General features: G+C 66.6%; 25 protein-coding genes. 11 read left to right on the top strand and 14 right to left on the bottom strand.

The annotated features are described in order from the left end of the window. Window positions 1-7: 7 nt before the first annotated feature. Genes FHS75_RS11645 through FHS75_RS11635 form a run of 3 tightly spaced genes read right to left on the bottom strand, consistent with a single transcriptional unit; the run spans window position 8 to window position 2,666 of the window. Window positions 8-439, bottom strand: a complete 432-nt coding sequence (locus FHS75_RS11645) for a cupin domain-containing protein (protein WP_179407872.1) — start codon at window positions 437-439, stop codon at window positions 8-10. Further along, window positions 436-1,056: a pyroglutamyl-peptidase I family protein gene (locus FHS75_RS11640; RefSeq protein WP_179407871.1), complete on the bottom strand. Its 621-nt coding sequence runs from the start codon at window positions 1,054-1,056 to the stop codon at window positions 436-438. The genes FHS75_RS11645 and FHS75_RS11640 overlap by 4 nt, the downstream gene beginning before the upstream one ends. Beyond that, on the bottom strand, window positions 1,053-2,666 hold the full coding sequence (locus tag FHS75_RS11635; RefSeq protein WP_179407870.1) for a GMC family oxidoreductase: 1,614 nt from the start codon (window positions 2,664-2,666) through the stop codon (window positions 1,053-1,055). Before FHS75_RS11635 ends, FHS75_RS11640 begins: the two co-directional genes overlap by 4 nt. Before the next feature lie 124 nt (window positions 2,667-2,790). Between FHS75_RS11635 and FHS75_RS11630 the strand changes: the two genes are divergently transcribed. Both FHS75_RS11630 and FHS75_RS11625 read left to right on the top strand, forming a co-directional pair. After that, window positions 2,791-3,564: a VgrG-related protein gene (locus FHS75_RS11630; protein WP_179407869.1), complete on the top strand. Its 774-nt coding sequence runs from the start codon at window positions 2,791-2,793 to the stop codon at window positions 3,562-3,564. Window positions 3,565-3,606: 42 nt separating this feature from the next. Next, on the top strand, window positions 3,607-4,893 hold the full coding sequence (locus tag FHS75_RS11625; protein WP_179407868.1) for a dipeptidase: 1,287 nt from the start codon (window positions 3,607-3,609) through the stop codon (window positions 4,891-4,893). On the opposite strand, the gene FHS75_RS11620 is transcribed toward FHS75_RS11625, so the two are convergent. The 5 genes from FHS75_RS11620 to dapD all read right to left on the bottom strand — a co-directional run bounded on the left by FHS75_RS11620 (window position 4,890) and on the right by dapD (window position 7,153). After that, complete coding sequence (locus FHS75_RS11620; RefSeq protein ID WP_179407867.1) at window positions 4,890-5,378, bottom strand: potassium channel family protein; 489 nt, start codon at window positions 5,376-5,378, stop codon at window positions 4,890-4,892. The two genes, FHS75_RS11625 and FHS75_RS11620, sit on opposite strands and share 4 nt — an antisense overlap. After that, a complete protein-coding gene (locus FHS75_RS11615; protein WP_179407866.1) occupies window positions 5,375-5,782 on the bottom strand; it encodes a DUF1810 domain-containing protein in 408 nt (135 codons plus the stop codon). Before FHS75_RS11615 ends, FHS75_RS11620 begins: the two co-directional genes overlap by 4 nt. Before the next feature lie 2 nt (window positions 5,783-5,784). Next, complete coding sequence (locus FHS75_RS11610) at window positions 5,785-6,003, bottom strand: hypervirulence associated TUDOR domain-containing protein (RefSeq protein WP_179407865.1); 219 nt, start codon at window positions 6,001-6,003, stop codon at window positions 5,785-5,787. Window positions 6,004-6,007: 4 nt separating this feature from the next. Next, on the bottom strand, window positions 6,008-6,223 hold the full coding sequence (locus FHS75_RS11605; RefSeq protein WP_179407864.1) for a hypothetical protein: 216 nt from the start codon (window positions 6,221-6,223) through the stop codon (window positions 6,008-6,010). A 93-nt stretch (window positions 6,224-6,316) separates the two neighbouring features. Beyond that, window positions 6,317-7,153: a 2,3,4,5-tetrahydropyridine-2,6-dicarboxylate N-succinyltransferase gene (gene dapD, locus FHS75_RS11600; RefSeq protein ID WP_179407863.1), complete on the bottom strand. Its 837-nt coding sequence runs from the start codon at window positions 7,151-7,153 to the stop codon at window positions 6,317-6,319. Between the two features lie 183 nt (window positions 7,154-7,336). Between dapD and FHS75_RS11595 the strand changes: the two genes are divergently transcribed. Continuing rightward, window positions 7,337-8,983: a hypothetical protein gene (locus FHS75_RS11595; protein ID WP_179407862.1), complete on the top strand. Its 1,647-nt coding sequence runs from the start codon at window positions 7,337-7,339 to the stop codon at window positions 8,981-8,983. Between the two features lie 115 nt (window positions 8,984-9,098). After that, window positions 9,099-10,763 carry a hypothetical protein gene (locus FHS75_RS11590; protein WP_179407861.1) on the top strand — a complete coding sequence of 555 codons (1,665 nt, stop codon included), beginning with the start codon at window positions 9,099-9,101 and terminating at the stop codon, window positions 10,761-10,763. Between the two features lie 33 nt (window positions 10,764-10,796). Here FHS75_RS11590 and FHS75_RS11585 read toward each other — a convergent pair whose 3' ends face one another. Genes FHS75_RS11585 through FHS75_RS11575 form a run of 3 tightly spaced genes read right to left on the bottom strand, consistent with a single transcriptional unit; the run spans window position 10,797 to window position 12,568 of the window. After that, a complete protein-coding gene (locus FHS75_RS11585) occupies window positions 10,797-11,411 on the bottom strand; it encodes an SAM-dependent methyltransferase (protein ID WP_179407860.1) in 615 nt (204 codons plus the stop codon). Then, window positions 11,408-11,800, bottom strand: coding sequence for an EamA family transporter (locus tag FHS75_RS11580; protein WP_179407859.1), 393 nt, complete (start codon window positions 11,798-11,800; stop codon window positions 11,408-11,410). The genes FHS75_RS11585 and FHS75_RS11580 overlap by 4 nt, the downstream gene beginning before the upstream one ends. Before the next feature lie 12 nt (window positions 11,801-11,812). Beyond that, a complete protein-coding gene (locus FHS75_RS11575) occupies window positions 11,813-12,568 on the bottom strand; it encodes a methyltransferase domain-containing protein (RefSeq protein ID WP_179407858.1) in 756 nt (251 codons plus the stop codon). A gap of 224 nt (window positions 12,569-12,792) precedes the next feature. On the opposite strand from FHS75_RS11575, the gene FHS75_RS11570 reads away from it, so the two are divergent. After that, the gene (locus tag FHS75_RS11570; RefSeq protein ID WP_179407857.1) at window positions 12,793-13,806 is read left to right on the top strand and encodes a glycosyltransferase family 2 protein; all 1,014 of its coding nucleotides are present in this window, start codon (window positions 12,793-12,795) and stop codon (window positions 13,804-13,806) included. Window positions 13,807-13,887: 81 nt separating this feature from the next. Then, complete coding sequence (locus FHS75_RS18185) at window positions 13,888-15,126, top strand: cytochrome P450 (RefSeq protein ID WP_179407856.1); 1,239 nt, start codon at window positions 13,888-13,890, stop codon at window positions 15,124-15,126. On the opposite strand, the gene gmk is transcribed toward FHS75_RS18185, so the two are convergent. From gmk to FHS75_RS11550, 3 genes are all read right to left on the bottom strand, one after another. Beyond that, window positions 15,123-15,779, bottom strand: coding sequence for a guanylate kinase (gene gmk / locus FHS75_RS11560; RefSeq protein WP_229735571.1), 657 nt, complete (start codon window positions 15,777-15,779; stop codon window positions 15,123-15,125). The genes FHS75_RS18185 and gmk overlap by 4 nt on opposite strands. Before the next feature lie 62 nt (window positions 15,780-15,841). Beyond that, window positions 15,842-16,282: a hypothetical protein gene (locus FHS75_RS11555; protein WP_179407855.1), complete on the bottom strand. Its 441-nt coding sequence runs from the start codon at window positions 16,280-16,282 to the stop codon at window positions 15,842-15,844. A 32-nt stretch (window positions 16,283-16,314) separates the two neighbouring features. Then, a complete protein-coding gene (locus FHS75_RS11550; RefSeq protein WP_179407854.1) occupies window positions 16,315-16,818 on the bottom strand; it encodes an SspB family protein in 504 nt (167 codons plus the stop codon). 158 nt (window positions 16,819-16,976) lie between these two features. Here FHS75_RS11550 and hisB point away from each other — a divergent pair, with 158 nt between their 5' ends. The 5 genes from hisB (at window position 16,977) to FHS75_RS11525 (ending at window position 19,950) form a co-directional block, all read left to right on the top strand. Further along, complete coding sequence (hisB, locus tag FHS75_RS11545) at window positions 16,977-17,570, top strand: imidazoleglycerol-phosphate dehydratase HisB (RefSeq protein WP_179407853.1); 594 nt, start codon at window positions 16,977-16,979, stop codon at window positions 17,568-17,570. Between the two features lie 8 nt (window positions 17,571-17,578). Beyond that, complete coding sequence (gene hisH, locus FHS75_RS11540; protein ID WP_179407852.1) at window positions 17,579-18,208, top strand: imidazole glycerol phosphate synthase subunit HisH; 630 nt, start codon at window positions 17,579-17,581, stop codon at window positions 18,206-18,208. Continuing rightward, window positions 18,205-18,933 carry a 1-(5-phosphoribosyl)-5-[(5-phosphoribosylamino)methylideneamino]imidazole-4-carboxamide isomerase gene (hisA, locus tag FHS75_RS11535; protein WP_179407851.1) on the top strand — a complete coding sequence of 243 codons (729 nt, stop codon included), beginning with the start codon at window positions 18,205-18,207 and terminating at the stop codon, window positions 18,931-18,933. Before hisH ends, hisA begins: the two co-directional genes overlap by 4 nt. After that, window positions 18,930-19,688 (top strand): imidazole glycerol phosphate synthase subunit HisF, encoded by a 759-nt coding sequence (hisF, locus tag FHS75_RS11530; RefSeq protein WP_179407850.1) that lies wholly within the window; start codon window positions 18,930-18,932, stop codon window positions 19,686-19,688. Before hisA ends, hisF begins: the two co-directional genes overlap by 4 nt. A gap of 94 nt (window positions 19,689-19,782) precedes the next feature. Continuing rightward, window positions 19,783-19,950, top strand: a complete 168-nt coding sequence (locus FHS75_RS11525; protein ID WP_179407849.1) for a PEP-CTERM sorting domain-containing protein — start codon at window positions 19,783-19,785, stop codon at window positions 19,948-19,950. Window position 19,951 lies beyond the last annotated feature (1 nt).

Below are 19,951 nucleotides of genomic sequence, written 5' to 3'. Positions count from 1 at the left end.
CGCGGCCTCAGGCCGCGCCAGGCGACCAGCCTTCGGGAGCGAGTTCGAAGCCGTCGAACTCGAAGCCCGGAGAAACGATACAACTGACGAGTGTCCACCCGCCGTCTGGCGCTGCCGCCTGCCAGTGGCCGGCAGGCACGACGGCTTGCGGTGACTGGCCGGAAAGCACGTCAGCGCCGAGCGTGACGTCTACAGACGGGGAGTCATCGCTCGCGGCCATGGACAGGGTCAACGTGGCGCCTGCGTGCCAAAGCCAGACTTCCGCCGCATCGACGCGATGCCAGTGCGAACGGTCGTGCTCCTCCAGCAGGAAGTGGATCGCCGTCGCACTCGCGCGGTCGCCGCCGGCTGCTTCTGCTCGCCAGGTCTCGCGATACCAACCGCCCTCGGGATGGGGTGCAAGCCGAAGCGCTTCGATGATGCGGCGTGCGTCGGTCATCCCCTCGATCCTCCCGGTTGCGAGATCGTTTCGGCGAGTACGGCCATCGCCCTAACCATCTCGGGAAGCGCCATCTCGCTTGCGCTCGACCTTGCAAGCTCGCTTCCGGCAATCGCCGGCAGATGCACGAATACGGTCGGTATCCCGGCGCCCGGCGGGTTCGGGTGTGACAGGGCGCAGAAATACGCGTGATTGCAAACGTATTCGCCCGCGTCGTTCGAAAGGTGGTGCGCGATGGCATTCCGTTGCAGCGCTTTTTCGAGGGCCGTAAAGTCGATCTTCGCGGCGTCGATCCGCACTGGTGCGTGCTCCGCGTCGGCTGGCCGGAACCCGCTGGCGTCGGCGAACCTGCGCGAGCGCATGTTGGTGGCCGCAGTTTCGATCTTCAGGCCGTTCGCGATCGCGCTGTACCCCGTCATGACGAGGGCGGTCGGCCGTCGAGAAAGGATCGCGGCCACGTCCTGCGGAGCTGTCTCGTAGGCCGTGTCGAGCAAATGGAAACTCGCCTGCGCGAGAGCCGGCAGCCGCTCGTTGCGAAGGGCTTCGATCAGGCGCTGCGACGGATTGTCTGGCACGCCGGGGAAGTGGCGAAAGCCGGTGAAGGCGACGCCGGTCATGCCCTCGCGAGCGCTGCCCGCGCGGGCTGGCGTGACTGCGCGATTACCATCTCGGCGCCTTTCTCCGCGATCATCATGGTCGGTGCGTTGGTGTTGCCCGACGTGATCGTGGGCATCACCGAGGCATCGATCACGCGCAGACCGTCGACCCCTGCCACGCGCAGCGAGGAATCGACCACCCGCCCCATTGCCGCGGTGCCGACCGGGTGGAAAATGGTCGTGCCGATGTCACCGGCGGCGCGGACCAGATCTTCGTCGCTTTCGAATGCCGGGCCGGGCCGCACCTCCTCGGGTACAAAGCCTGAGAGAGCGGGCTGCGAGACGATGTCGCGAGTGACCCGGATGGCTCTTGCCGCGACGCGCCGGTCTTCCTCGGTATCGAGGTAGTTGGGCCGTATAGTTGGCGGCATCGCCGGGTCCGCGCTTTCGACATGCGTGGCGCCCCGGCTTTCGGGGCGGAGATTACACACGCTCGCCGTGAACGCCGGGAAGGGATCGAGCCCGCCCCCGAACGCCTCGAGGCTGAGCGGCTGCACGTGGTATTGCAGGTTGGCGGTCGCGAAGCGCGGATCGCTTTTCACGAACATGCCGAGCTGGCTGGGTGCCATCGACATCGGCCCGGATCGCCTGAACGCGTACTCCAGCCCGATCAGTCCGCGCCCGACGATGCCCCGCGCGCGCTCGTTGAGTGTGTCGACGCCCTCGACCCGGTAGGCGCAGCGCAGCTGGAGATGATCCTGCAGGTTGCCGCCGACGTCCGGCAGGTCGCGCACCGCCTCGATGCCGAGCTGCGAGAGCCTGCGCGCGTCGCCGATGCCCGACCTCTCGAGGATCGCCGGCGAGCCGATAGCGCCCGCCGCCAGCACGACTTCGCACCGGGCATGCGCAATGTGCTGGTCCTCTCCCGTCCGGTATGCGAGCCCGCAGGCGCGGCCTTCGCGAAACAGGACCCGGTCGACCAGCGCGCCCGTCACCACGCGGAGGTTGGCGCGGCTGCGCACCGGCTTGAGGAACGCGTCGGCCGCGCTCCACCGCCAGCCCCGGCGCTGGGTGACGTCGAAGAAGGACGAACCTTCGTTGTCGCCGGTGTTGAAGTCCGCAATGGCGGGGACGCCGTATTGCTCGGCAGCGCCGCGGAACGCGTCGAGGATGTCCCAGCGCAGCCGCTGCTTCTCGATCCGGATTTCCCCGCCCGCGCCGTGGAAGCGGCTCGGCCCCGCATAATGGTCTTCCGCGCGGGTGAAGTAGGGCAGCACCTCGTCCCAGCTCCAGCCAGCGTTGCCCGCCTGCGCCCACCCGTCGTAGTCCGCCGCCTGGCCGCGCATGTAGATCATGCCGTTAATTGCCGAGCAGCCGCCCAGTACGCGGCCGCGGGGATACTTGAGCGAGCGGCCGTTGAGCCGCGGTTCGCTCGCCGTGTTCATGCACCAGTCGGTGCGCGGATTGCCGATGCAGTAGAGGTAGCCCACTGGCACGCGAATCCACAGGTAGTTGTCGCGTCCGCCTGCCTCGAGCAGGAGGACGCGATGTTGCGGGTCAGCGCTCAGCCGGTTGGCGAGCACGCATCCGGCGCTGCCGCCGCCGGCCACGATGAAATCGAATTCCTCCATCCCCGTCCGCGATAGCCCTTGTCGCCACCGCCGGGAAGTGCCTCGTTCGCAGACCGTGCTGTCCTACAGCATCCGATTGATGGCATTGGCGATTCTCAAAGCAAAAGAGGGAGATATCCGCAAGATGGACCGCAAGCCGATCTTCGATACCGTCCGCGTCATCCTGGGCCGCGGCTTCGCGCAGGCCGAAGTCGCGATGCTCGACCGTGCGATCGACGCGGCCACTCGCGACGATCCCGCACCGGAGGAAGCAAGCGCCCACCGGCTCGGCAGCCTGTCGGCGAAGTTCGAGAGCGGCGGCAGGGGGCCGGGTGCTGTCTCGAGCGGCGCGGGCGATCCCGGCGGCGTGTCCTACGGCACCTACCAGCTCTCGTCGAAGGCAGGGACCGTGCAGGCGTTCGTCGCGAACGAAGGCAGGCGATGGGCGGAAATCTTCGGGGATGCGAAGCCGGGAACGGAACGCTTCACGACCGCCTGGCGCGCGATCGCGGCGGCCGAGGGCGACGCTTTCGACGATGCGCAGCACGCCTTCATCGCGCGCACGCATTACGACCCGGCGGTGGCGGGTGTGCTGGCCGATACCGGGCTCGACCTCGACGGCAGGCACGACGCGGTGCGCGACGCCACGTGGTCGGTCGCGGTCCAGCACGGGGGCGCGAGGCGTATCCTGCGCGCGGCGGTGGCGCGCGCCGATAGCCTGCACTGGCGCGCCTCCGACGCCTACGACCGTGCGCTTGTCGATGCGATCTTCGACGAACGCTGCGCCTATGTCGCGAGGATCGCCGGGCGCAGCGCCGGCGCTGTGCGCCGGACGCTGGAGAACGTCGTGCGCGGGCGCTATCCCGAAGAGCGGGCGATGGCGCTGGCGATGTTCGAACGAGAGCACGTGCCGGCCTGAAATGTCTTGCGTTCCGGCGCGCAAAGCCGTTGTGATGCGGCCATGACAGCGCTCAGCAAAACCCTGCGGCTTGCCGCCGCAACCGTCTTCGCCTTCTCGCTTGCGTCCTCTCCTGCCATTGCCCAGACGGCGGAGCAGAGCGCCGAAGCCGCGCTGCGCGCCGCGCCTGTCTGGGACGGTCACAACGACGTGCCGATCCAGATCAGGGCGCGCGCCAGGAACGTGCTTGCCGACTTTGACTTCGCCGACACCACAGGGACCGCCGATCCCGAGAACGACCGGGGGGCAATGCACACCGACCTCGCACGGCTGAGGACGGGCAAGGTCGGCGCGCAGTTCTGGTCGGTGTGGGTCTCTACCGACCTTCCGGAGGCCGAAGCGGTGACGGCGGTGCTCGAACAGATCGACATCACCAAGCGCCTCGTCGCGCGCTACCCGCAGCTCGAGCTGGCTACGTCGTCGGACGATGTCGCGAAAGCGATGCGCGCGGGCAAGGTCGCCTCGCTGATCGGCATGGAAGGCGGGCATTCGATCGCCAACTCGCTCGCGGTGCTGCGCCAGATGCACGATCTTGGCGCGCGCTACATGACGCTTACACACTCGAAAAACACCGCCTGGGCCGATTCCGCGACCGACGAGCCGGTCCACGGCGGCCTTACCGATTTTGGGCGCGATGTCGTTCGCGAGATGCAGCGGATCGGCATGCTCGTCGATCTCAGCCACGTCAGCGAGGAATCGATGCTCGATGCGCTCGATGTCGCGCGGGCGCCGGTGATCTTCAGCCACTCGGGCGCGCGCGCCGTCGCCTCGCATCCGCGCAACGTGCCCGACAGCGTGCTCGCGCGGCTGCCCGCCAACGGCGGCATCGTCATGGCGGTCACGCTCCCGGCCTACGTCAGCGACGAGGTACGCGACTGGTCGGCTCGCAAGGATGCCGAGGAAGCACGGCTGAAGGCGCTCAACACGGGCAATGCAGCCGCCGCGAAGGCGGCGCTGGAAGCGTGGGAAGCGGCCAATCCTGTTCCCCGTGCAACGCTGGCGCAACTCGCCGACCACATCGACCACATCGTCGAGGTCGCCGGCATCGGCCATGTCGGCCTCGGCGCCGATTTCGACGGCATGTCATCGACTACCGAGGGGATCGACGACGTCGCTGGCTACCCCGCACTGTTTGCCGAGCTGGCGCGGCGCGGCTATTCGCAGGCAGACCTGCGCAAGATCAGCAGCGGCAACATGATGCGGGTGATGCGCATGGCCGAACGCCACGCGGCTTCCGAAAAGGGGACCGCGCCCGTCGAGTATCCGGTCGGGCACCTCGACGACGACTAGGCGTCGCTCCGCGAACCGCCTCCCTCGAGCTTGCCGAGCACGCGGACGAAGAATGCCGTCGACCAGCCCAGCAGGATGACGCCGAGGATACCCTCGAGCGCGGCGACCATACGCCATTCGTCGGCGATCGAGGCGTCCGAATAGCCGATCGTCGCGAAACTGATCGTCGAGAAATAGAGTGCTTCCTGGAAATTGGGCAGCGCCTGCAGGAAGTCGTAGAGGAAGGCGAACAGCCAGATCTCCACGAAATGGAGGAACAGCAGCGCGAACACGATCAGCGTGGTCGCGGCTGCACCGCGGATGGAGAATGGCCGCAGGTTCTCGATCCGCTCCTTCATCGTTTCGGCGAAGAGCGCGCGTTGCAGCCCGAACAGGCCGAAACCGTGGAGCAGCACGCAAATGCCGATCATCAGCGCGCCGACCGCCAGTTGGCTGTTGAACGTCGCGGTGATCACTTGTTCGTCGATGACGTCTTCGCCGGTCATAGTCGCTTAAGCGTAGCCTCGTCCCTCTGATCGTTCTCGAAAGCTTCCAGCGCGCGGGCGAAGCGATCGTTCCCGCCTGAAGCCTCGAACAGCGTCATCGAACTCCTGAACTTCATCGCATCGACCGGGCCCAGGATGTCGCGGCTCGACTTCTTCCCGGCCCAGCAAAGCATTGCGTCGGTACAGGCATCGAGGCGCGGCCCGAGAACCGGGTCGGCAAGGTAGGCTCGCGCCTCAGCCATGTCGGCGATGGCATAGAACCGCGCGGTCGAACTCGATCCCAGACCCGCGATCTGGGGGAAAACGAACCACATCCAGTGTGTGCGCTTGGCGCCCGCCTGCAGTTCGGCGAGCGCAGTCTGGTAAGTGCCTTCCTGCGCTTCGTGAAAGCGGGAAAGCGCCATTCTCAGGCGTCCTTCAGTTCGGACCCCAGTTTGAGCACCTTGTCCCCGTCTTCCTGTTCGATCAGGTAGGCGGGGTTGTCCTCGCTGCCCTTGCGGGTGATCTCGCTACCGCCGAGCTTGCGGGTGACCTCTTCCTCGAAGCGGTCCGAGATCTTGCCCTTGGCGCTGCCGTTGCCCCAATTCCATTCGACCCACTGGCCCTTCTGGAACTTGTTGCTCAAACCGTCACTCCTGCATTTCCGCTTCCTGGGCTGCCCGCTCGGTATCGTTGAACCCGCCGGTTTCGTCGGCGGAAGTCAGCGCGCCGGTGATCCAGATCGCCGACAGGGCGAGGATCGCGAGCACCAGGCTGATGATAAGGACGTACCGGACGATATGCGGCGTCGAACCGCTGCGTGCCTCGTCCTCGGATACGTGTACTTCGTCCCCCTTGCGTTCCATTGTCCGATCCCTTTCGAAAAGTTCGTTCCCCGTGAGGGTCTATCACAGCAGAAAACGCATGACCGTGCCACCCGTTCCACCGGCGCGCGACGATCAATCGCGCAGAAGTTCGTTGATTCCCGTCTTGGAACGGGTCTGCGCATCGACGGTCTTGACGATCACGGCGCAGTAAAGCGACGGCCCCGGCGTCCCGTCGGGAAGCGGCTTTCCGGGAAGCGATCCCGGAACCACGACCGAGTACGGCGGCACCGTCCCCATGTGGACCTCGCCGGTCGAGCGGTCGACGATCTTGGTCGAGGCGCCGATGTAGACGCCCATCGACAGCACCGAGCCCTTGCCGACGATCACGCCCTCGGCAACCTCGGAACGCGCGCCGACGAAGCAGTCGTCCTCGATCACGACCGGGTTGGCCTGCAGCGGTTCGAGCACGCCGCCGATGCCGGCACCGCCCGAGATGTGGACGTTCCGGCCGATCTGGGCGCAACTTCCCACCGTGGCCCAGGTGTCGATCATGGTCCCTTCGTCGACGTAGGCCCCGATGTTGACGAAGCTGGGCATGAGGACGACGCCCTTCGCGATGTGCGAGCCGGCGCGCGCGACCGCGCCCGGCACCACGCGAAACCCTGCCTCGCGGAAGCGCGCATCGTCCCACCCGGCGAATTTCGAGGGCACCTTGTCGAAGCCGGGCGCACCCGCCGCGCCGCCGGGTACGACGACGTTGTCGTTGAGGCGGAAGGACAGGAGCACCGCCTTCTTGAGCCATTCGTTGACCTGCCAGCCCCCGCTGCCATCGGGTTCCGCCACCCGCGCCTTGCCGGAATCGAGCAGTGCGAGCGCCTGTTCGACCACGGTACGGACGTCGCTGCTCGCCGGCGTCACGCTGTCACGCGCGTTCCAGGCCTCGTCGATGGCGGCTTGCAGGTCTGACATCCACTTGTCCTTCGTCTGGTTATCGGCCCGCGCCGCCTATCGCGCGCGGCGGGGTTGGGCAAGTGCCGGGCATCGCGAACCTGCGATGGTGCGGAGGTGCGTAAAGCCGTGTTAACCATGCTGTGGCAGGAGCGGTGGCAAGGTTGCGGCAGGTCATCGGGGCTTTGCCGGCAAGGGGGGCCGATGGAATCAACGGCAATGCGATGGCTGCGTACCGTCGTGCTCGCGGCATTCGTCGCGGCAATCGGTCTCGGCATGTTCGTGCCCGTCTATTCCGACGAGATCGGCTGGCGGTTCCAGGAACGTGCCGCGCTCGACGGGGTGGACAAGATGTTCACCGAACTGTGCGGCCCCAACACGCTTGCCGCGCCGCCGTTCTTCATGATGCCGGTGCGCTGGTACTCGGCGCTGTTCAATACCGCCTTCGCCGACCCGTTCTGGGTACGTGCCTCGGGCGTGCTATACGCGCTGCTGCTTGCCGCGATGCTCTTCGCCATCCTGCGCCGCGTTGCCGCCAATGCGCGCGAGCGGGACGTGCTGGTCACGCTCGGTATCGGCATGCTGTGCCTCGGAATGACGCCGCTGCTGCTGGTGTGGAGCCGCCCCGAACAGCCGATCGCGCTGACGGTGCTCTCCGCTGTCTGCCTCGGCCTCGGAGGAGCGGTGGCCGGTCGCGAAACGGGCCGCGCGACCGCGTGGCTACGCTGCGCCGCGATCGTCGCGCTCGTCGTCGTGGCGGCGAGCTATCACCTGAAGGGACTTGCCGGCCTGCCGATCTTCCTTGCAGCGCTGTTCTTCTGCGCGAAGGGTCGGGAGGCACATGTGCCGCGCATCGCCGCCGCCCTCCTGATCCTGGGGATAGCGGCGGTTTCTGCCTCATACTGGCTCGATCGCCTGTCCTGCCCCGGCAACGCGGCCCTCCGCGAACTTTACGAGGCTCACAGCATCGGCGCGTCGATCTCGTCGGTTTCGGGCATCGGGGACCTGCGCGCACTCGCGGAAACGGTGTTCGGCAACGTCGGCGTGCTGCGCTACATCCTGCTGACCAATCCCGACCAGTATCCGCTTGCCTCATGGCTTCCCGCCGAACAGGTCACCAAGGCGGAATCGCTGCGCTGGTACCTCTCGCTCGTCATCGTCTGGAGCGGCGTGCTGCTCATCGGGCTGGTCGCCTTCGTGGCAGCGGCGGTGCGGGCGTGGCGGGCGCGAGCGATACCCGCGCCGCTCGTCTTCGCGGTGGCAGCGCTCGTGTCCTTCGTCGGCTGGACCGCCAGCCAGAACTGGAGCAACATCTACGAGACGACCTTCGTGATTCCGCTGCTGCTCCTCGCCGTGCTGCTTTCGCTGGCGACGGCACCGAAGGCGGGGCGGGCAAGGTCGATCTTCGAGGTGTCGGCGGTGGGCGTCGGGCTGCTCGCGCTCGTCAACGTGGCGCTTCTCGGCACGGTCTGGGCTCCGGGAATGGCGCGCGCATTCGGGCAAGCGGGCTACATCGAGGACCAGCCCCTTTCGGTCTCGATCCGCGGATATCGCCAGATCGAGCCGAAGATTCTCGAGACCGGGCGCATGTGCGGTATTCCCGAACCGGAGAACGCGCGTGCCGTGCTCGTCGACGAACTGACCTACTTCGCCTACATGGAAAGCCGACTGCCGCAGCACCGGCTTGGGGCCTTCTCGCACTGGAACGGCGACCTGCAGGACCCGGTGGGCTACCTGAAAAGCCGCGACTCGGACGGTATCGTCGTGGGCTGCCACATCCTGCCCGAAAGCTTGCGCGACAAGGCCCTGCGCAACGGGCGGTTCTGCTGCCTCGGGCCGGATCAATGGTGAGAACGCGCGCGATGGCGCGAACTATCCTCTGGCACGAAGCTCCCGGCATGTGCATGGGGCAGGCGCGTCGGCGTGAAAGCACAGAGGCGTGCCGGACAGGACTTGGGGGTCGCGAATGGGAATGAGGGCGCTGCTCGGCTTGCGGGCGCTGGTGATTGCCGCTTTCACGGCGGCGATCGCGTTCGGCATCTTCCTGCCCGTTTACACCGACGAGAGCGGCTGGCGCTTCCACGAGCGCGCCGGGTTCGACGGCGTCGACAAGATGTTCAGCGAGTTGTGCGGTCCCAACACGCTGGCGCAGCCGCCGTTCTTCATGATGCCCGCGCGCTGGTACTCGGCGTTCTTCAACGGCGCCTTCGCCGATCCGTTCTATCTGAGGCTTTCGGGCGTGCTTTACGCGCTGGGTTTCGGCGTCCTGATGTTCCTACTCGTCCGCAGGCTTGCAGCGGGGACGCGCGAGCGTTCGGCACTGGCGATGACCGGGTTCGGACTGATCGCATTTGCGAACCTTCCGCTCATCATGGTGATGAGCAGGCCCGAACAGCCGCTGATCCTGACCGCCATCGGCGCGGTGATCGTGGCATGCCTGCCCTGGCGCGAAAATGGCTGGGATCGCCTGCCGCCCGCCATGGACGCGGCAAGCGCGTGGGCGCGGACCGGCATCGTCCTCGCGCTGACCGCCGTAGCGCTCAGCTATCACCTGAAGTCGATCTTCCTCGTCCCGCTGTTCCTTGCGTGCGTCCTGCTGGCGAGCTGGGGGCGGAAATCGATCGTCCCGCGCATCGCCGGGGGCTTGGCGGTCGCGGCAATGGCTGCAAGCGCGGCGCTTTACTGGATCGAGCGGTTTCGCTGTCCCGACGACCCGGTGCTGCGCGCCGCCTATGCCGGCAACAACATCAGTTCTAGCATCGTGCAGGCAGGTTCCGTTTCGGAGGCGCTCGAAAGCCTCGGCGCGCTTTTCTCGAACATTTCGGTCTTCGGCTACGTCCGGCTGGCGACTCCCGAAGCCGCGCCGCTATCGGGCTGGCTGGCCTACGACCAGATTGACGGAGCCACGTCGTACAAGTGGTTCCTCGCCCTGACGCTGGCATGGGGCGCGACGATGGCGATTGCGCTGGTCTCGCTCGTGGTGTCGGCCGGACGGTCCGCGATGCGGCGACGGGTCGACGTTCGCATCGTGCTGGCGCTGTTTGTGCTCGCCGCCGTTCTCGGCTGGGGTTCCACCCAGCTCATCCGCAACGTTTACGAAGCCGGCTTCGTGCTGCCGTTGCTGGCGCTCGCCATCGTGCTCGCGATGTCGTGCATACCGGAGAAGGGGTGGCTGCGGACGCTGGCGGAAGTCGCCGCCGTTCTCGTCGCGCTGGCGGCGATTGTCAGCCCGGTGCTGATCGCGCGCATCTGGTGGCCGTCGCTCGACCATGCGCGCCAGCAGACCGCTTATATCGACCGCCAGCCGTTCTCGACGCCGCTGTTCGGATACGACGAGGTGCGCGGACAGATAATGGCGACCGCGCGGATGTGCCGTATCCCCGAACCGGAAAAGGCGCGCGCCGTGGGCGTCGACGAGATCACCTATTTCGCCTACATGAAAAGCCACCTGCCGCAGCACCGGCTTGGCCTGTTCCAGATCTGGACCGGCGCTCTCGAAGATCCCGTCGCCTACCTCAAGGAGCGCAATTCGGACGGCGTAATCGTCGGCTGCCACATGCTGCCGGCGGACCTGCGCGCCAGGGCAAAGCAGAACGGCGAGTTCTGCTGCCTCGGCCCCGACGAGTGGTAGGAGCGGACCTGCTGCCCCGACCCGCAACCGGCCCTAGCGGCGGATGGTAGTGACGACCTGTGCGTAGGGGATGTTGAGCATGTTGGTGACGACTTCGAACGTCGGGTCGAGGCCGTCCATCAGGCTTGCCATCTCGGCGGGTGAGCGGATGAAGTCGCCGCGATCCGATTTGACGACCGTGCGCGAGAACCAGCCCTGTCCCTCGACCAGCGTCGGATCGATCGCGACGAAGCGACCGCCGGGCTTGAGGCGGGCGAGCGCGCCCTCGATCAGGCTGCGCGCGGGCACGCTCGGAACGTGATGGAGCACGCCCGAGGCGAATGCGATGTCGTACGGTTCGCCAAGGTCCAGCGACTGATCCGAGGCATCTGCTACGCGAAACGTACCCTTGCCGCCGTAACGCGCCTTCGCGGCGGCGATGTAGGGCTCGCTGATGTCGATCCCGAGCAGTTCGACATCGTCCGGCAGGTAGGGCACCATCGCGCCCGTGCCGCAGCCGATGTCGAGCAGGCGGTCGCCGGATTCGGGCCGCAGCCACTCGGCAACGAAGCGTTCGAGCATGCGCGGCGCGCCCACCATACGCTGGTAGAGGTCGAAGACCGCGGGCGCGGCCAGCGGCTTCTTGGCGATTTCCATGATCGAGGTCATCTGCGTCCCCATACGACAAGGCCGATCCCGGCGACGACCACCGCCACGCCGATCAGGTTGGTCAGCGTCGGCCGCTCGCCCTGGAAGACGACGGCGCCAAGCAGCACCAGCACGAAGCTGAGCGCGGTGAACGGGTAGACGACGCTCAGCGGCTCCTTCGCCATGCTGAGGATCCACAGCACGCTGCCGAGCCCGTAGAGCGCGAAACCGAAGAAGATGTACGGATTGACGAATTGCAGGATATCGGTCCGCCCGGTCGCGCCGGCTTTCAGCAGGAGCGTGCCGCACGCGGCGCAGAAGGCACCGCCCATCAGCATCATGAACGTCGCTATCGGCAAGGTGCGCCTCGTCGGTCGGTCATCGGCGGCGGTGATCGCACCATCGGCCATCGCGACCCGCGCTCAGGCCCGGTGCCCGCGCGTGCGGGCCTCGATTGCGGCCTTCGCCATGGCAACGGTGTGGATGAGACCCTGCGGGATGAGCGCGACGGCGGCGCGGCGCGCGTTCCACGCAAGGTTGCCGCACATCGGCACTTCGCTGCCTTCGGCCACGCGGGCTTCGAGAATGGATTGGCTCAAGCGCTTCTGTCCTGCTTCGTTCGCGTAGATCAGCGTGTTGAAGCGGTACCACGGCTTCACTTCGCCATGGTTAACAAGCTGCGGACGAAGCCAGTCGAAACAGGTGTAGCCGCGCGCGGCGAACTTGCGCCGCCAGTATTCGGGCGGCTGCTCGTTCACGTGATACTCGCCGCCCTGGTTGCGCACTGCGGCCGAGAACATCACCACGTCGCCGTGGCGTGCGAGCGTTTCGACGAAGCTGTCGGCGCGGTCCTCGGCAAGGTGTTCCGCAACTTCGAGCGACTGGACGAGGCCGAACCTGCGGCCGAGATCGAGCGGGCGGGCCAGGTCGTGCGGCTGGAAACGGTCCGCCGGGATGGCGAGCTTGGTGCGGTCGACGTAGTCGCCGTCCACCGCCAGCGCGTCGGCGACCCCGGCATCGAGCCATGCGGCCAGCCACGATCCGTTGCCCGCGCCCACGTCGAGCACGCTGTCGATATCGATGTTGGAAAGCATCAGCGGGATCACGACGTTCGCCGACGCGCGCGAACCCTGGCTGATGTAGGCGTAGAAATCGTCGTTGTATACGTGGCCTGCCATGCCCGCGTCGGTCCCTGTCCGGCGGGCGATGCACTTCGCCCGCATTGTCGCATCCGTGCATGGTCGAAGCGATTCGGGCGGTCAAGCGCGGCCGGCCCATCCGTCGCGGCTTTCCACGACTGCGCCGATTTTTCGAGTTCGCGCGGCGCCCGGTTATGGCCTATTAACTGTTTCGCGCAATAAGCGGGAAAGGGTTTGCCGGACCGGGGGCTGACAGCAGGGTCATGACGACGATCAAGGGACCATACTACGCCGACGTGGTCGTACCGTGCTTCAACGAGGAAGAGGCGCTGCCCGAAACCGCGCCGGTGATCCTCGATTTCTTTCGCACGCTTGTTGCCGATCGTTCGAACCGGCTGACCGGGTTCCGCCTCATCCTCGTCAACGATGGCAGCTCGGACGGCACGTGGTCGCTGATCGAGCGGCTTTGCGCCGCCAATCCGGAAGTCGAGGGCGTCATGCTCTCGCGCAATTTCGGCCACCAGTCGGCGATGCTGGCGGGCCTCACCATCGCCGATGCCGACGTGATCCTGACCATGGATGCCGACTTGCAGGACGATATAGAGGCCGTGCGCGGCATGATCTCCGCCTACGAGGACGGCGCGCATCTCGCGCTCGGCGTGCGCAACGATCGCAGCTCTGACGGGCGCGGCAAGAGCGGGTCGGCCAACGCCTATTACCGGCTGCTGTCGGCGCTGGGCATCAGGATCATCGAAAACCATGCCGATTTCCGCCTGATGTCGCGCACCGCGCTCGCCGCACTGCTCCAGTACCGCGAGGTCAACCTGTTCCTGCGCGGGCTGATCCCCACGCTCGGCTTTCCGGTCACGCTCGTTCCCTATGCGCGCAAGCCGCGCACCGCCGGGGAGACCAAGTACACGCTGCGGAAGATGCTGCGGCTGGCGCTCGACGGGATCACCTCGTTCACGGTCATGCCGTTGCGGATCATCGCAGCGACGGGGGCGGTGATCTTCCTCGGCACCATCCTGGCGAGCCTGTTCTTTCTTTACGTCTACTTCGCTCACAGCTCGGACATCGTGCCCGGCTGGGCATCGACCGTGCTGCCGATGCTGTTCCTCGGCGGCGTCCAGCTCCTGTCGATCGGCGTGCTCGGCGAATACGTGGGCAAGATTTACCTCGAAACGAAGCGTCGTCCGCGTTTCATCATCCAGGAAACGACCTCGGAAGCGCTCGACGCCAACGTCCGCGCCGAAATCGAGAAGGCAGAGGCGGCCTGATCGGCGCCCGCCGGACCAGTTGACCGGCAAGGGGCCGCGACCTACTTCTCGGGCCGTAAAGGCAAATCCCGGAGAGATGTCGTGGAGCCTGTTCCCGACCTGATGAAGCCCGAAGTCCAGGCATGTCCCTATGCCCTGTACGACCGGCTGCGGCGCGAGGCGCCGGTCTACCGGATGCCCGCCACCGGCTTTCACCTCGTGACCAGCTACGCGCTGTGCGAGGAGGTGATCCGCCAGCCCGACCTGTTCGCGAGCGAGGTGAGCCCGGCGAAGCTGCGCCCGGGCGGCGTGCCCGCCGAAGTGCTGCGCGTCTATGCCGAGGAAGGCTGGATGCCGCGGATGTCGTGCTCGACGTCCGATCCGCCGCGCCATACCGAAGTTCGCGCCCTGCTTGCCCGCCTGTTCACCGTCGCCAAGGTGCGCGAGATGACGCCGTGGATGGAAGAGACAGCCGGTCGCCTGATCGACGGCTTTGCGGATCGCGGCGAATGCGAATTCGTCGGCGCGTTCGCGCATCCGTTGCCGATGATGGTCATCGCGCAGCAGCTCGGTGTGCCGACCGGCATGATCGAGACTTTCAAGCGCTGGTCCGATGCGATCGTCGAACCGTTCAGCATGATGATCTCGGAGGAGCGCGAGGTCGAGTGCGCGCGGCTGGTGGTCGAGATGCAGCAATTCTTCATGGACAAGGTCGAGGACCGGCGCGCGCAGCCGAAGGACGATTTGCTTACAACCATCGCGACCGCGCGTGGCGAGGACGGCGAATACCTCGCCGACGAGGACACGCTGACGATCATCGCGGTCGACCTGCTCGCATCGGGCAACGAGACGACGACCGCCGCCATCGCATCGGGCATGCAGATGCTTGCACGGGACGCGGACCTGGCACGGGCGCTGGTTGCCGAGCCCGACCGGATCGCCAACTTCGCCGAGGAAGTCCTGCGGCTCGAATCGCCGGCGCAGGGCATGTTCCGCCGCGTCACGAGGCCGACCGAGCTGGGCGGCGTTGCACTTAAGACCGGCGACCTGCTGAGCCTGCGCTTCGGCGCTGCCAACCGGGACGGCGACGAGTTTCCGCACGCCGACAGGATCGATCTCGACCGCAAGTCGCCGGGCAGGCACCTCGCCTTCGGTATCGGCCGCCACCATTGCATCGGCGCGCCGCTGGCCCGGCAGGAACTGGTCGTGAGCTTTTCCGTTTTGCTGCGAAGGCTGGCCGAATTCTCGCTCGCATGCGCCGAAGAGGAGCTTCGCTACACGCCCAGCTTTTTCGGCAGGAACCTCGAGGAATTGCCGATCCGGTTCGGGACGCGCGGCTAGACCGGACGCATCAGGTCGCGGACAAAGCCGATGAGGCCCGTCTGCCGTGCGCGGCGCTGGCGTTCGGCTTCGAGGATCTGCACGACCTTGTCGAAGCAGCGGTCGATATCGTCATTGATGACGACGTAGTCGTAGCCGTCCCAGTGACTGATCTCGGCCTGCGCGCGCGCCATCCTGCCGGCTATCACGTCGACGCTGTCGGTGGCGCGCGCGGTCAGGCGGCGGTGCAGTTCTGCCAGGCTCGGGGGAAGCAGGAATACGCGTACGACGTCGCGCTCCATCTTCTGGTAGAGCTGCTGGGTACCCTGCCAGTCGATGTCGAAGAGAAAGTCCTGCCCTTCGTCGAGGCCGTCGCGGATGTGCGACTTCGGCGTTCCGTAGCAGTGTCCGAAAACTTCGGCCCATTCCAGGAACTCGCGCTCCTCGACCATGCGGTCGAAGCGGGAGCGGTCGGTGAAGAAGTAGTCCTTGCCTTCGATCTCACCCCGGCGCTGCGGCCGCGTGGTCACCGAGACCGACATGCGGATATGCTCGTCGCGCGCCAGCAGCATGCGCGAGATCGTCGTCTTGCCCGCACCCGAGGGCGAGGACAGGATGAACATCAGGCCGCGTCGCTGAAGCGGCGCATCGGCGTTGTCGGTGTGATCGGCCATGCCCGCTGATGGCGGGCGGCGCCGTGCGAATCAAGTGCGCTGGTGAGCGGCAGTACGCAAGGTCAGGAATCGCGGCCTTCGGCGGCCATCTCGTCGAGCTCGGCTTCGCCTTCCGCCTTGGCTTTTCGCGCCTTGCTCCGGTCGTAGAGCGTCTTGGCGATGATCCCGCCGCCGACAAGGATTGCGCCGGGCACCGACTTTGTCGCGAGCCGGGCGAGAGCCACGCCGGTCAGGTTCTCGAATATCGAGCGGCCCTTAAGTATGTCCTTCGCCTTGCCGGGCGAATACTTCGCGCCGAGCAGGCCGCGTTCGACGCCCTGGCGCAACAAGAGGCTGCCGCCGCGAAGGGCGATGTCGGCAAGCACTAGGTTGGTCTTTGGATTGGGGCTGGGGCCGTGGACCGCTTCGATCGCGCCCTTGGCTTTCGCCTTGGCCTTGCTGGCGCGACGCTTCACCGCGTACTTGGCGTCGTCGGCCTTGGTTATGAGCTTTGTCTTCGCCATCGGTCACCCGTCCTGGGGCCGTGCCGGCCCGGTCACTTCTTCTTGCCGAAATCCACCGTCACGACGTTGGACCCGTCCTCGCTTTCGACAACGCGCGCCTCGTCCGACTGTTCCGATCCGTCGTTTTCCGCCGCCTCGTGCGCTTCAGGCTCCGATTCGCCCGACATCGCCTGGAACTGGAGGCCGAAGTCGACAGCCGGATCGACGAACGCCGTGATCGCGGCGAAGGGAATGTCGAGCTTGGCGGGCATCTGGTTGAAGCTCAGCCCGACCGAAAAGCCGATGTCGGTGACGGTCAGGTCCCAGAACTTGTTCTGAAGGACGATGGTCATCTCGTCGGGGAAGCGTTCCTTCAGGTGCGCCGGAATGTCCACGCCGGGCGCGCCGGTCTTGAACGTGATGTAGAAGTGGTGGCTGCCGGGAAGCTCGCCGCCCGTGGCCTCGATCTGGCCGAGCACGCGGCCGACGACCGCGCGCAGCGCTTCCTGCACGATCTCGTCGTAGGGGATCAGGCTGTCGGGCGGGGTGTCGCTCATGCTCCCCAAGTGTAGACTGATTCGGTACCGGTCAAGGCGGTTTGTGTCACAAGCGAGTGCCCGCCGGTTCTTTTTCCTCGGTTTTTCGCGGGTCGCCGCAACGACGAAACTTGCGCAGGCCGATTGATTCCCGGCCGTGCAGGGCTATAGGCCAGCGCATGCGCACTGCCCGGATAGCCCGAAAGACTCACGAGACCGATATCGAGGTCGAGGTCAATCTCGACGGGACGGGCAGGTACGACGTCGCGACCGGCATCGGCTTTCTCGACCACATGATCGAGCAGTTCTCGCGCCATTCGCTGATCGACGTGACCTGCCGTATCGAAGGCGACCTCCATGTCGACCAGCACCACACGACCGAGGACAGCGCCATCGCGATCGGCCAGGCGATCGACCGGGCGCTGGGCGACAAGGGCGGGATCGGTCGATACGGCCACGCCTATTCGCCGATGGACGAGACGCTGGCCCGTGTCGCGCTCGACATATCGGGAAGGCCGTTCCTCGTCTGGAAGGCGAAGTTCACGCAGGAACGGCTCGGCGAGATGGATACCGAACTGTTCGAGCACTGGTTCCACTCGATCGCGCAGGCGGCCGGGATCACGCTCCACATCGAATTGCTCTACGGACAGAACAACCACCACGTGTGCGAGGCAATCTACAAGGGTTTCGCGCGTGCGATGCGCACCGCGGTCGAGCTCGATCCGCGCAAGGCCGGCGCCGTGCCCTCGACCAAGGGCCAGCTCGGTGGCTGAGCGCCGCCGTGGCTGAGGTCCTCGCGCTGATCGATTACGGGGCGGGCAACCTCCATTCGGTCGCGAACGCGCTGAAGGCGGCGGGCGCGCAAGGTGTGAAGGTCACGTCCGATCCCGACGTCGTTCGGGCCGCCGATCGCATCGTGTTGCCCGGCGTCGGCTCGTTCAGGGCCTGCGCGAAGGGCCTGAAGGCAATACCGCATCTCGTCGAATCGATGACCGAGCGCGTCCATGTCGGCGGAGCGCCGTTCCTCGGCATCTGCGTCGGCATGCAGCTTCTCTCGACGCGCGGGCTCGAGCACGGTAGCACGCCGGGGCTCGACTGGATCGGCGGCGAGGTTCGCACGATCGAGCGTACCGATCCGGCGATCAAGGTGCCGCACATGGGCTGGAACGACGTCGCACCCACGCCGCATGCGCGCGGCCACGAAGTCATCGAGCCGGGCGAGGCCTATTTCCTCCACTCCTACCAGTTCGTTGCCGAGGACCCGCACGATGTCGAGGCGATGACCGATCACGGCGGCGGCATCGTCGCGGCGGTCGCGCGCGACAACATGATCGGCGTGCAGTTCCATCCCGAGAAGAGCCAGGCCTACGGGCTGGCGCTCCTCGCCCGGTTCCTGGAGTGGAAGCCGTGATCGTATTTCCCGCCATCGACCTGAAGCAAGGGCAGGTCGTCCGTCTTGCCGAAGGCGACATGGACCGTGCCACCGTCTACGGCGACGACCCGGCAGCGCAGGCGCGCATCTTTGCAGAGGCGGGCGCGGAGTTCCTCCACGTCGTCGACCTCGACGGCGCATTCGCGGGCGAATCGAAGAACCGCGAGGCGGTGGAAGCCATTCTCGAAGCGTTTCCCGGCCATGTGCAGCTTGGCGGCGGCATCCGCTCGCCCGAGGCGGTGCAGGGCTGGTTCGAACTGGGCGTCAGCCGCGTCGTCATCGGTACGGCGGCTTTGAAGGACCCGCAGTTCGTGCGCGACATGGCGCGCGAATGGGAGAACGGCATCGTCGTTGCCGTCGATGCGCGCGGCGGCATGATCGCGACGGGCGGCTGGGCCGATGTCTCCGACGTGCCCGTAGCCGACATGGCGCACCGGTTCGAGGATGCCGGCGTCGCGAGCCTGCTGTTCACCGACATCGGACGCGACGGCCTGCTGACCGGCTGCAACGTCGAGGCGACCGTCGACCTCGCCCGGCAGACCGAGATGCCGGTGATCGCGAGCGGCGGCGTGAAGGGACTGTCCGACATCCGCATGCTGGCGATCCACGCCGCTGACGGTATCGAGGGCGTGATCACCGGACGCGCGCTCTACGACGGGCGGCTGGACCTTGCCGCCGCCATCCAGATCGCGGAACGGGCATGACCGTCCGCGTCCGCGTCATACCCTGCCTCGATGTGGCCGACGGGCGCGTCGTGAAGGGTGTGAACTTCGTCGACCTCAAGGACGCGGGCGATCCTGTCGAGCAGGCGCGCGCCTACGACGAGGCAGGCGCCGACGAGCTGTGCTTCCTCGACATTTCCGCCAGCCACGAGGGACGCGGCACGCTGCTTGATATCGTGCAACGCACCGCCGAAGTGTGCTTCATGCCGTTCACCGTCGGCGGCGGCGTGCGCAAGGTCGACGATGCGCGGGCGCTCCTGCTGGCCGGGGCGGACAAGGTCGCGGTCAATTCCGCCGCGGTCGCCCGACCGGAGATCGTCGCCGACATCGCCGACCGCTTCGGCAGCCAGTGCGTGGTGGCGTCGGTCGATGCGCGCAGGCAGGGCGACCACTGGGAAATCTTCACTCACGGCGGACGACGCGGTACCGGCATCGACGCTGTCGGGCATGCCGTGAAGCTGGCCGAACTCGGCGCGGGCGAACTGCTCGTCACCTCGATGGACGGGGACGGGACCAGGGCGGGCTACGACCTTGCCCTTACCCGCGCCATCGCCGATTCGGTACCGGTCCCGGTGATCGCCAGCGGCGGCGTGGGGACGCTCGACCACCTTGTCGAAGGCGTGCGCGACGGTCATGCCAGCGCGGTCCTCGCCGCGTCCATATTCCACTTCGGCACGCACACCATTGCAGAGGCGCACGCCGCGCTGCGGGCCGCGGGACTCCCCGCGCGGGGCTGACGGGTTAGGATACCCGCTAACACCTGTCCCAAGCTGGAACACGGCGATCAAGGCCCTGTCGTTAGGCGAAAATCTAACCGATCACGGCTCCACGATGTACCGGACCGGATTCGCCAGCCTGCTGAGCCTTGCGCTTGCCGCTCCCGCCTATGCGGCCGGCAGCACACCCTTGCCCGATCCCGATGGCATGACCCTGCTTGCGCTGGGCCTGGCCGGTCTCATCATCGGACGCCGCTGGGCATCGAAGCGCTCGGGCGACTGAC

It is taken from the genome of Novosphingobium marinum (assembly GCF_013408095.1).
Lineage (GTDB): Bacteria > Pseudomonadota > Alphaproteobacteria > Sphingomonadales > Sphingomonadaceae > Novosphingobium > Novosphingobium marinum.
The sequence above is the reverse complement of the archived record's forward strand: the minus strand, read 5'-3'. Positions and strand labels throughout refer to the sequence as shown.

Coding starts and splice junctions, on each gene's coding strand:
- FHS75_RS11645 (WP_179407872.1), bottom strand. CDS start 439: ATGACCGACGCACGCCGCATCATCGAAGCGCTTCGGCTTGCACCCCAT.
- FHS75_RS11640 (WP_179407871.1), bottom strand. CDS start 1,056: ATGACCGGCGTCGCCTTCACCGGCTTTCGCCACTTCCCCGGCGTGCCA.
- FHS75_RS11635 (WP_179407870.1), bottom strand. CDS start 2,666: ATGGAGGAATTCGATTTCATCGTGGCCGGCGGCGGCAGCGCCGGATGC.
- FHS75_RS11630 (WP_179407869.1), top strand. CDS start 2,791: ATGGACCGCAAGCCGATCTTCGATACCGTCCGCGTCATCCTGGGCCGC.
- FHS75_RS11625 (WP_179407868.1), top strand. CDS start 3,607: ATGACAGCGCTCAGCAAAACCCTGCGGCTTGCCGCCGCAACCGTCTTC.
- FHS75_RS11620 (WP_179407867.1), bottom strand. CDS start 5,378: ATGACCGGCGAAGACGTCATCGACGAACAAGTGATCACCGCGACGTTC.
- FHS75_RS11615 (WP_179407866.1), bottom strand. CDS start 5,782: ATGGCGCTTTCCCGCTTTCACGAAGCGCAGGAAGGCACTTACCAGACT.
- FHS75_RS11605 (WP_179407864.1), bottom strand. CDS start 6,223: ATGGAACGCAAGGGGGACGAAGTACACGTATCCGAGGACGAGGCACGC.
- dapD (WP_179407863.1), bottom strand. CDS start 7,153: ATGTCAGACCTGCAAGCCGCCATCGACGAGGCCTGGAACGCGCGTGAC.
- FHS75_RS11595 (WP_179407862.1), top strand. CDS start 7,337: ATGGAATCAACGGCAATGCGATGGCTGCGTACCGTCGTGCTCGCGGCA.
- FHS75_RS11590 (WP_179407861.1), top strand. CDS start 9,099: ATGGGAATGAGGGCGCTGCTCGGCTTGCGGGCGCTGGTGATTGCCGCT.
- FHS75_RS11585 (WP_179407860.1), bottom strand. CDS start 11,411: ATGACCTCGATCATGGAAATCGCCAAGAAGCCGCTGGCCGCGCCCGCG.
- FHS75_RS11580 (WP_179407859.1), bottom strand. CDS start 11,800: ATGGCCGATGGTGCGATCACCGCCGCCGATGACCGACCGACGAGGCGC.
- FHS75_RS11575 (WP_179407858.1), bottom strand. CDS start 12,568: ATGGCAGGCCACGTATACAACGACGATTTCTACGCCTACATCAGCCAG.
- FHS75_RS11570 (WP_179407857.1), top strand. CDS start 12,793: ATGACGACGATCAAGGGACCATACTACGCCGACGTGGTCGTACCGTGC.
- gmk (WP_229735571.1), bottom strand. CDS start 15,779: ATGGCCGATCACACCGACAACGCCGATGCGCCGCTTCAGCGACGCGGC.
- FHS75_RS11555 (WP_179407855.1), bottom strand. CDS start 16,282: ATGGCGAAGACAAAGCTCATAACCAAGGCCGACGACGCCAAGTACGCG.
- FHS75_RS11550 (WP_179407854.1), bottom strand. CDS start 16,818: ATGAGCGACACCCCGCCCGACAGCCTGATCCCCTACGACGAGATCGTG.
- hisB (WP_179407853.1), top strand. CDS start 16,977: ATGCGCACTGCCCGGATAGCCCGAAAGACTCACGAGACCGATATCGAG.
- hisF (WP_179407850.1), top strand. CDS start 18,930: ATGACCGTCCGCGTCCGCGTCATACCCTGCCTCGATGTGGCCGACGGG.
- FHS75_RS11525 (WP_179407849.1), top strand. CDS start 19,783: ATGTACCGGACCGGATTCGCCAGCCTGCTGAGCCTTGCGCTTGCCGCT.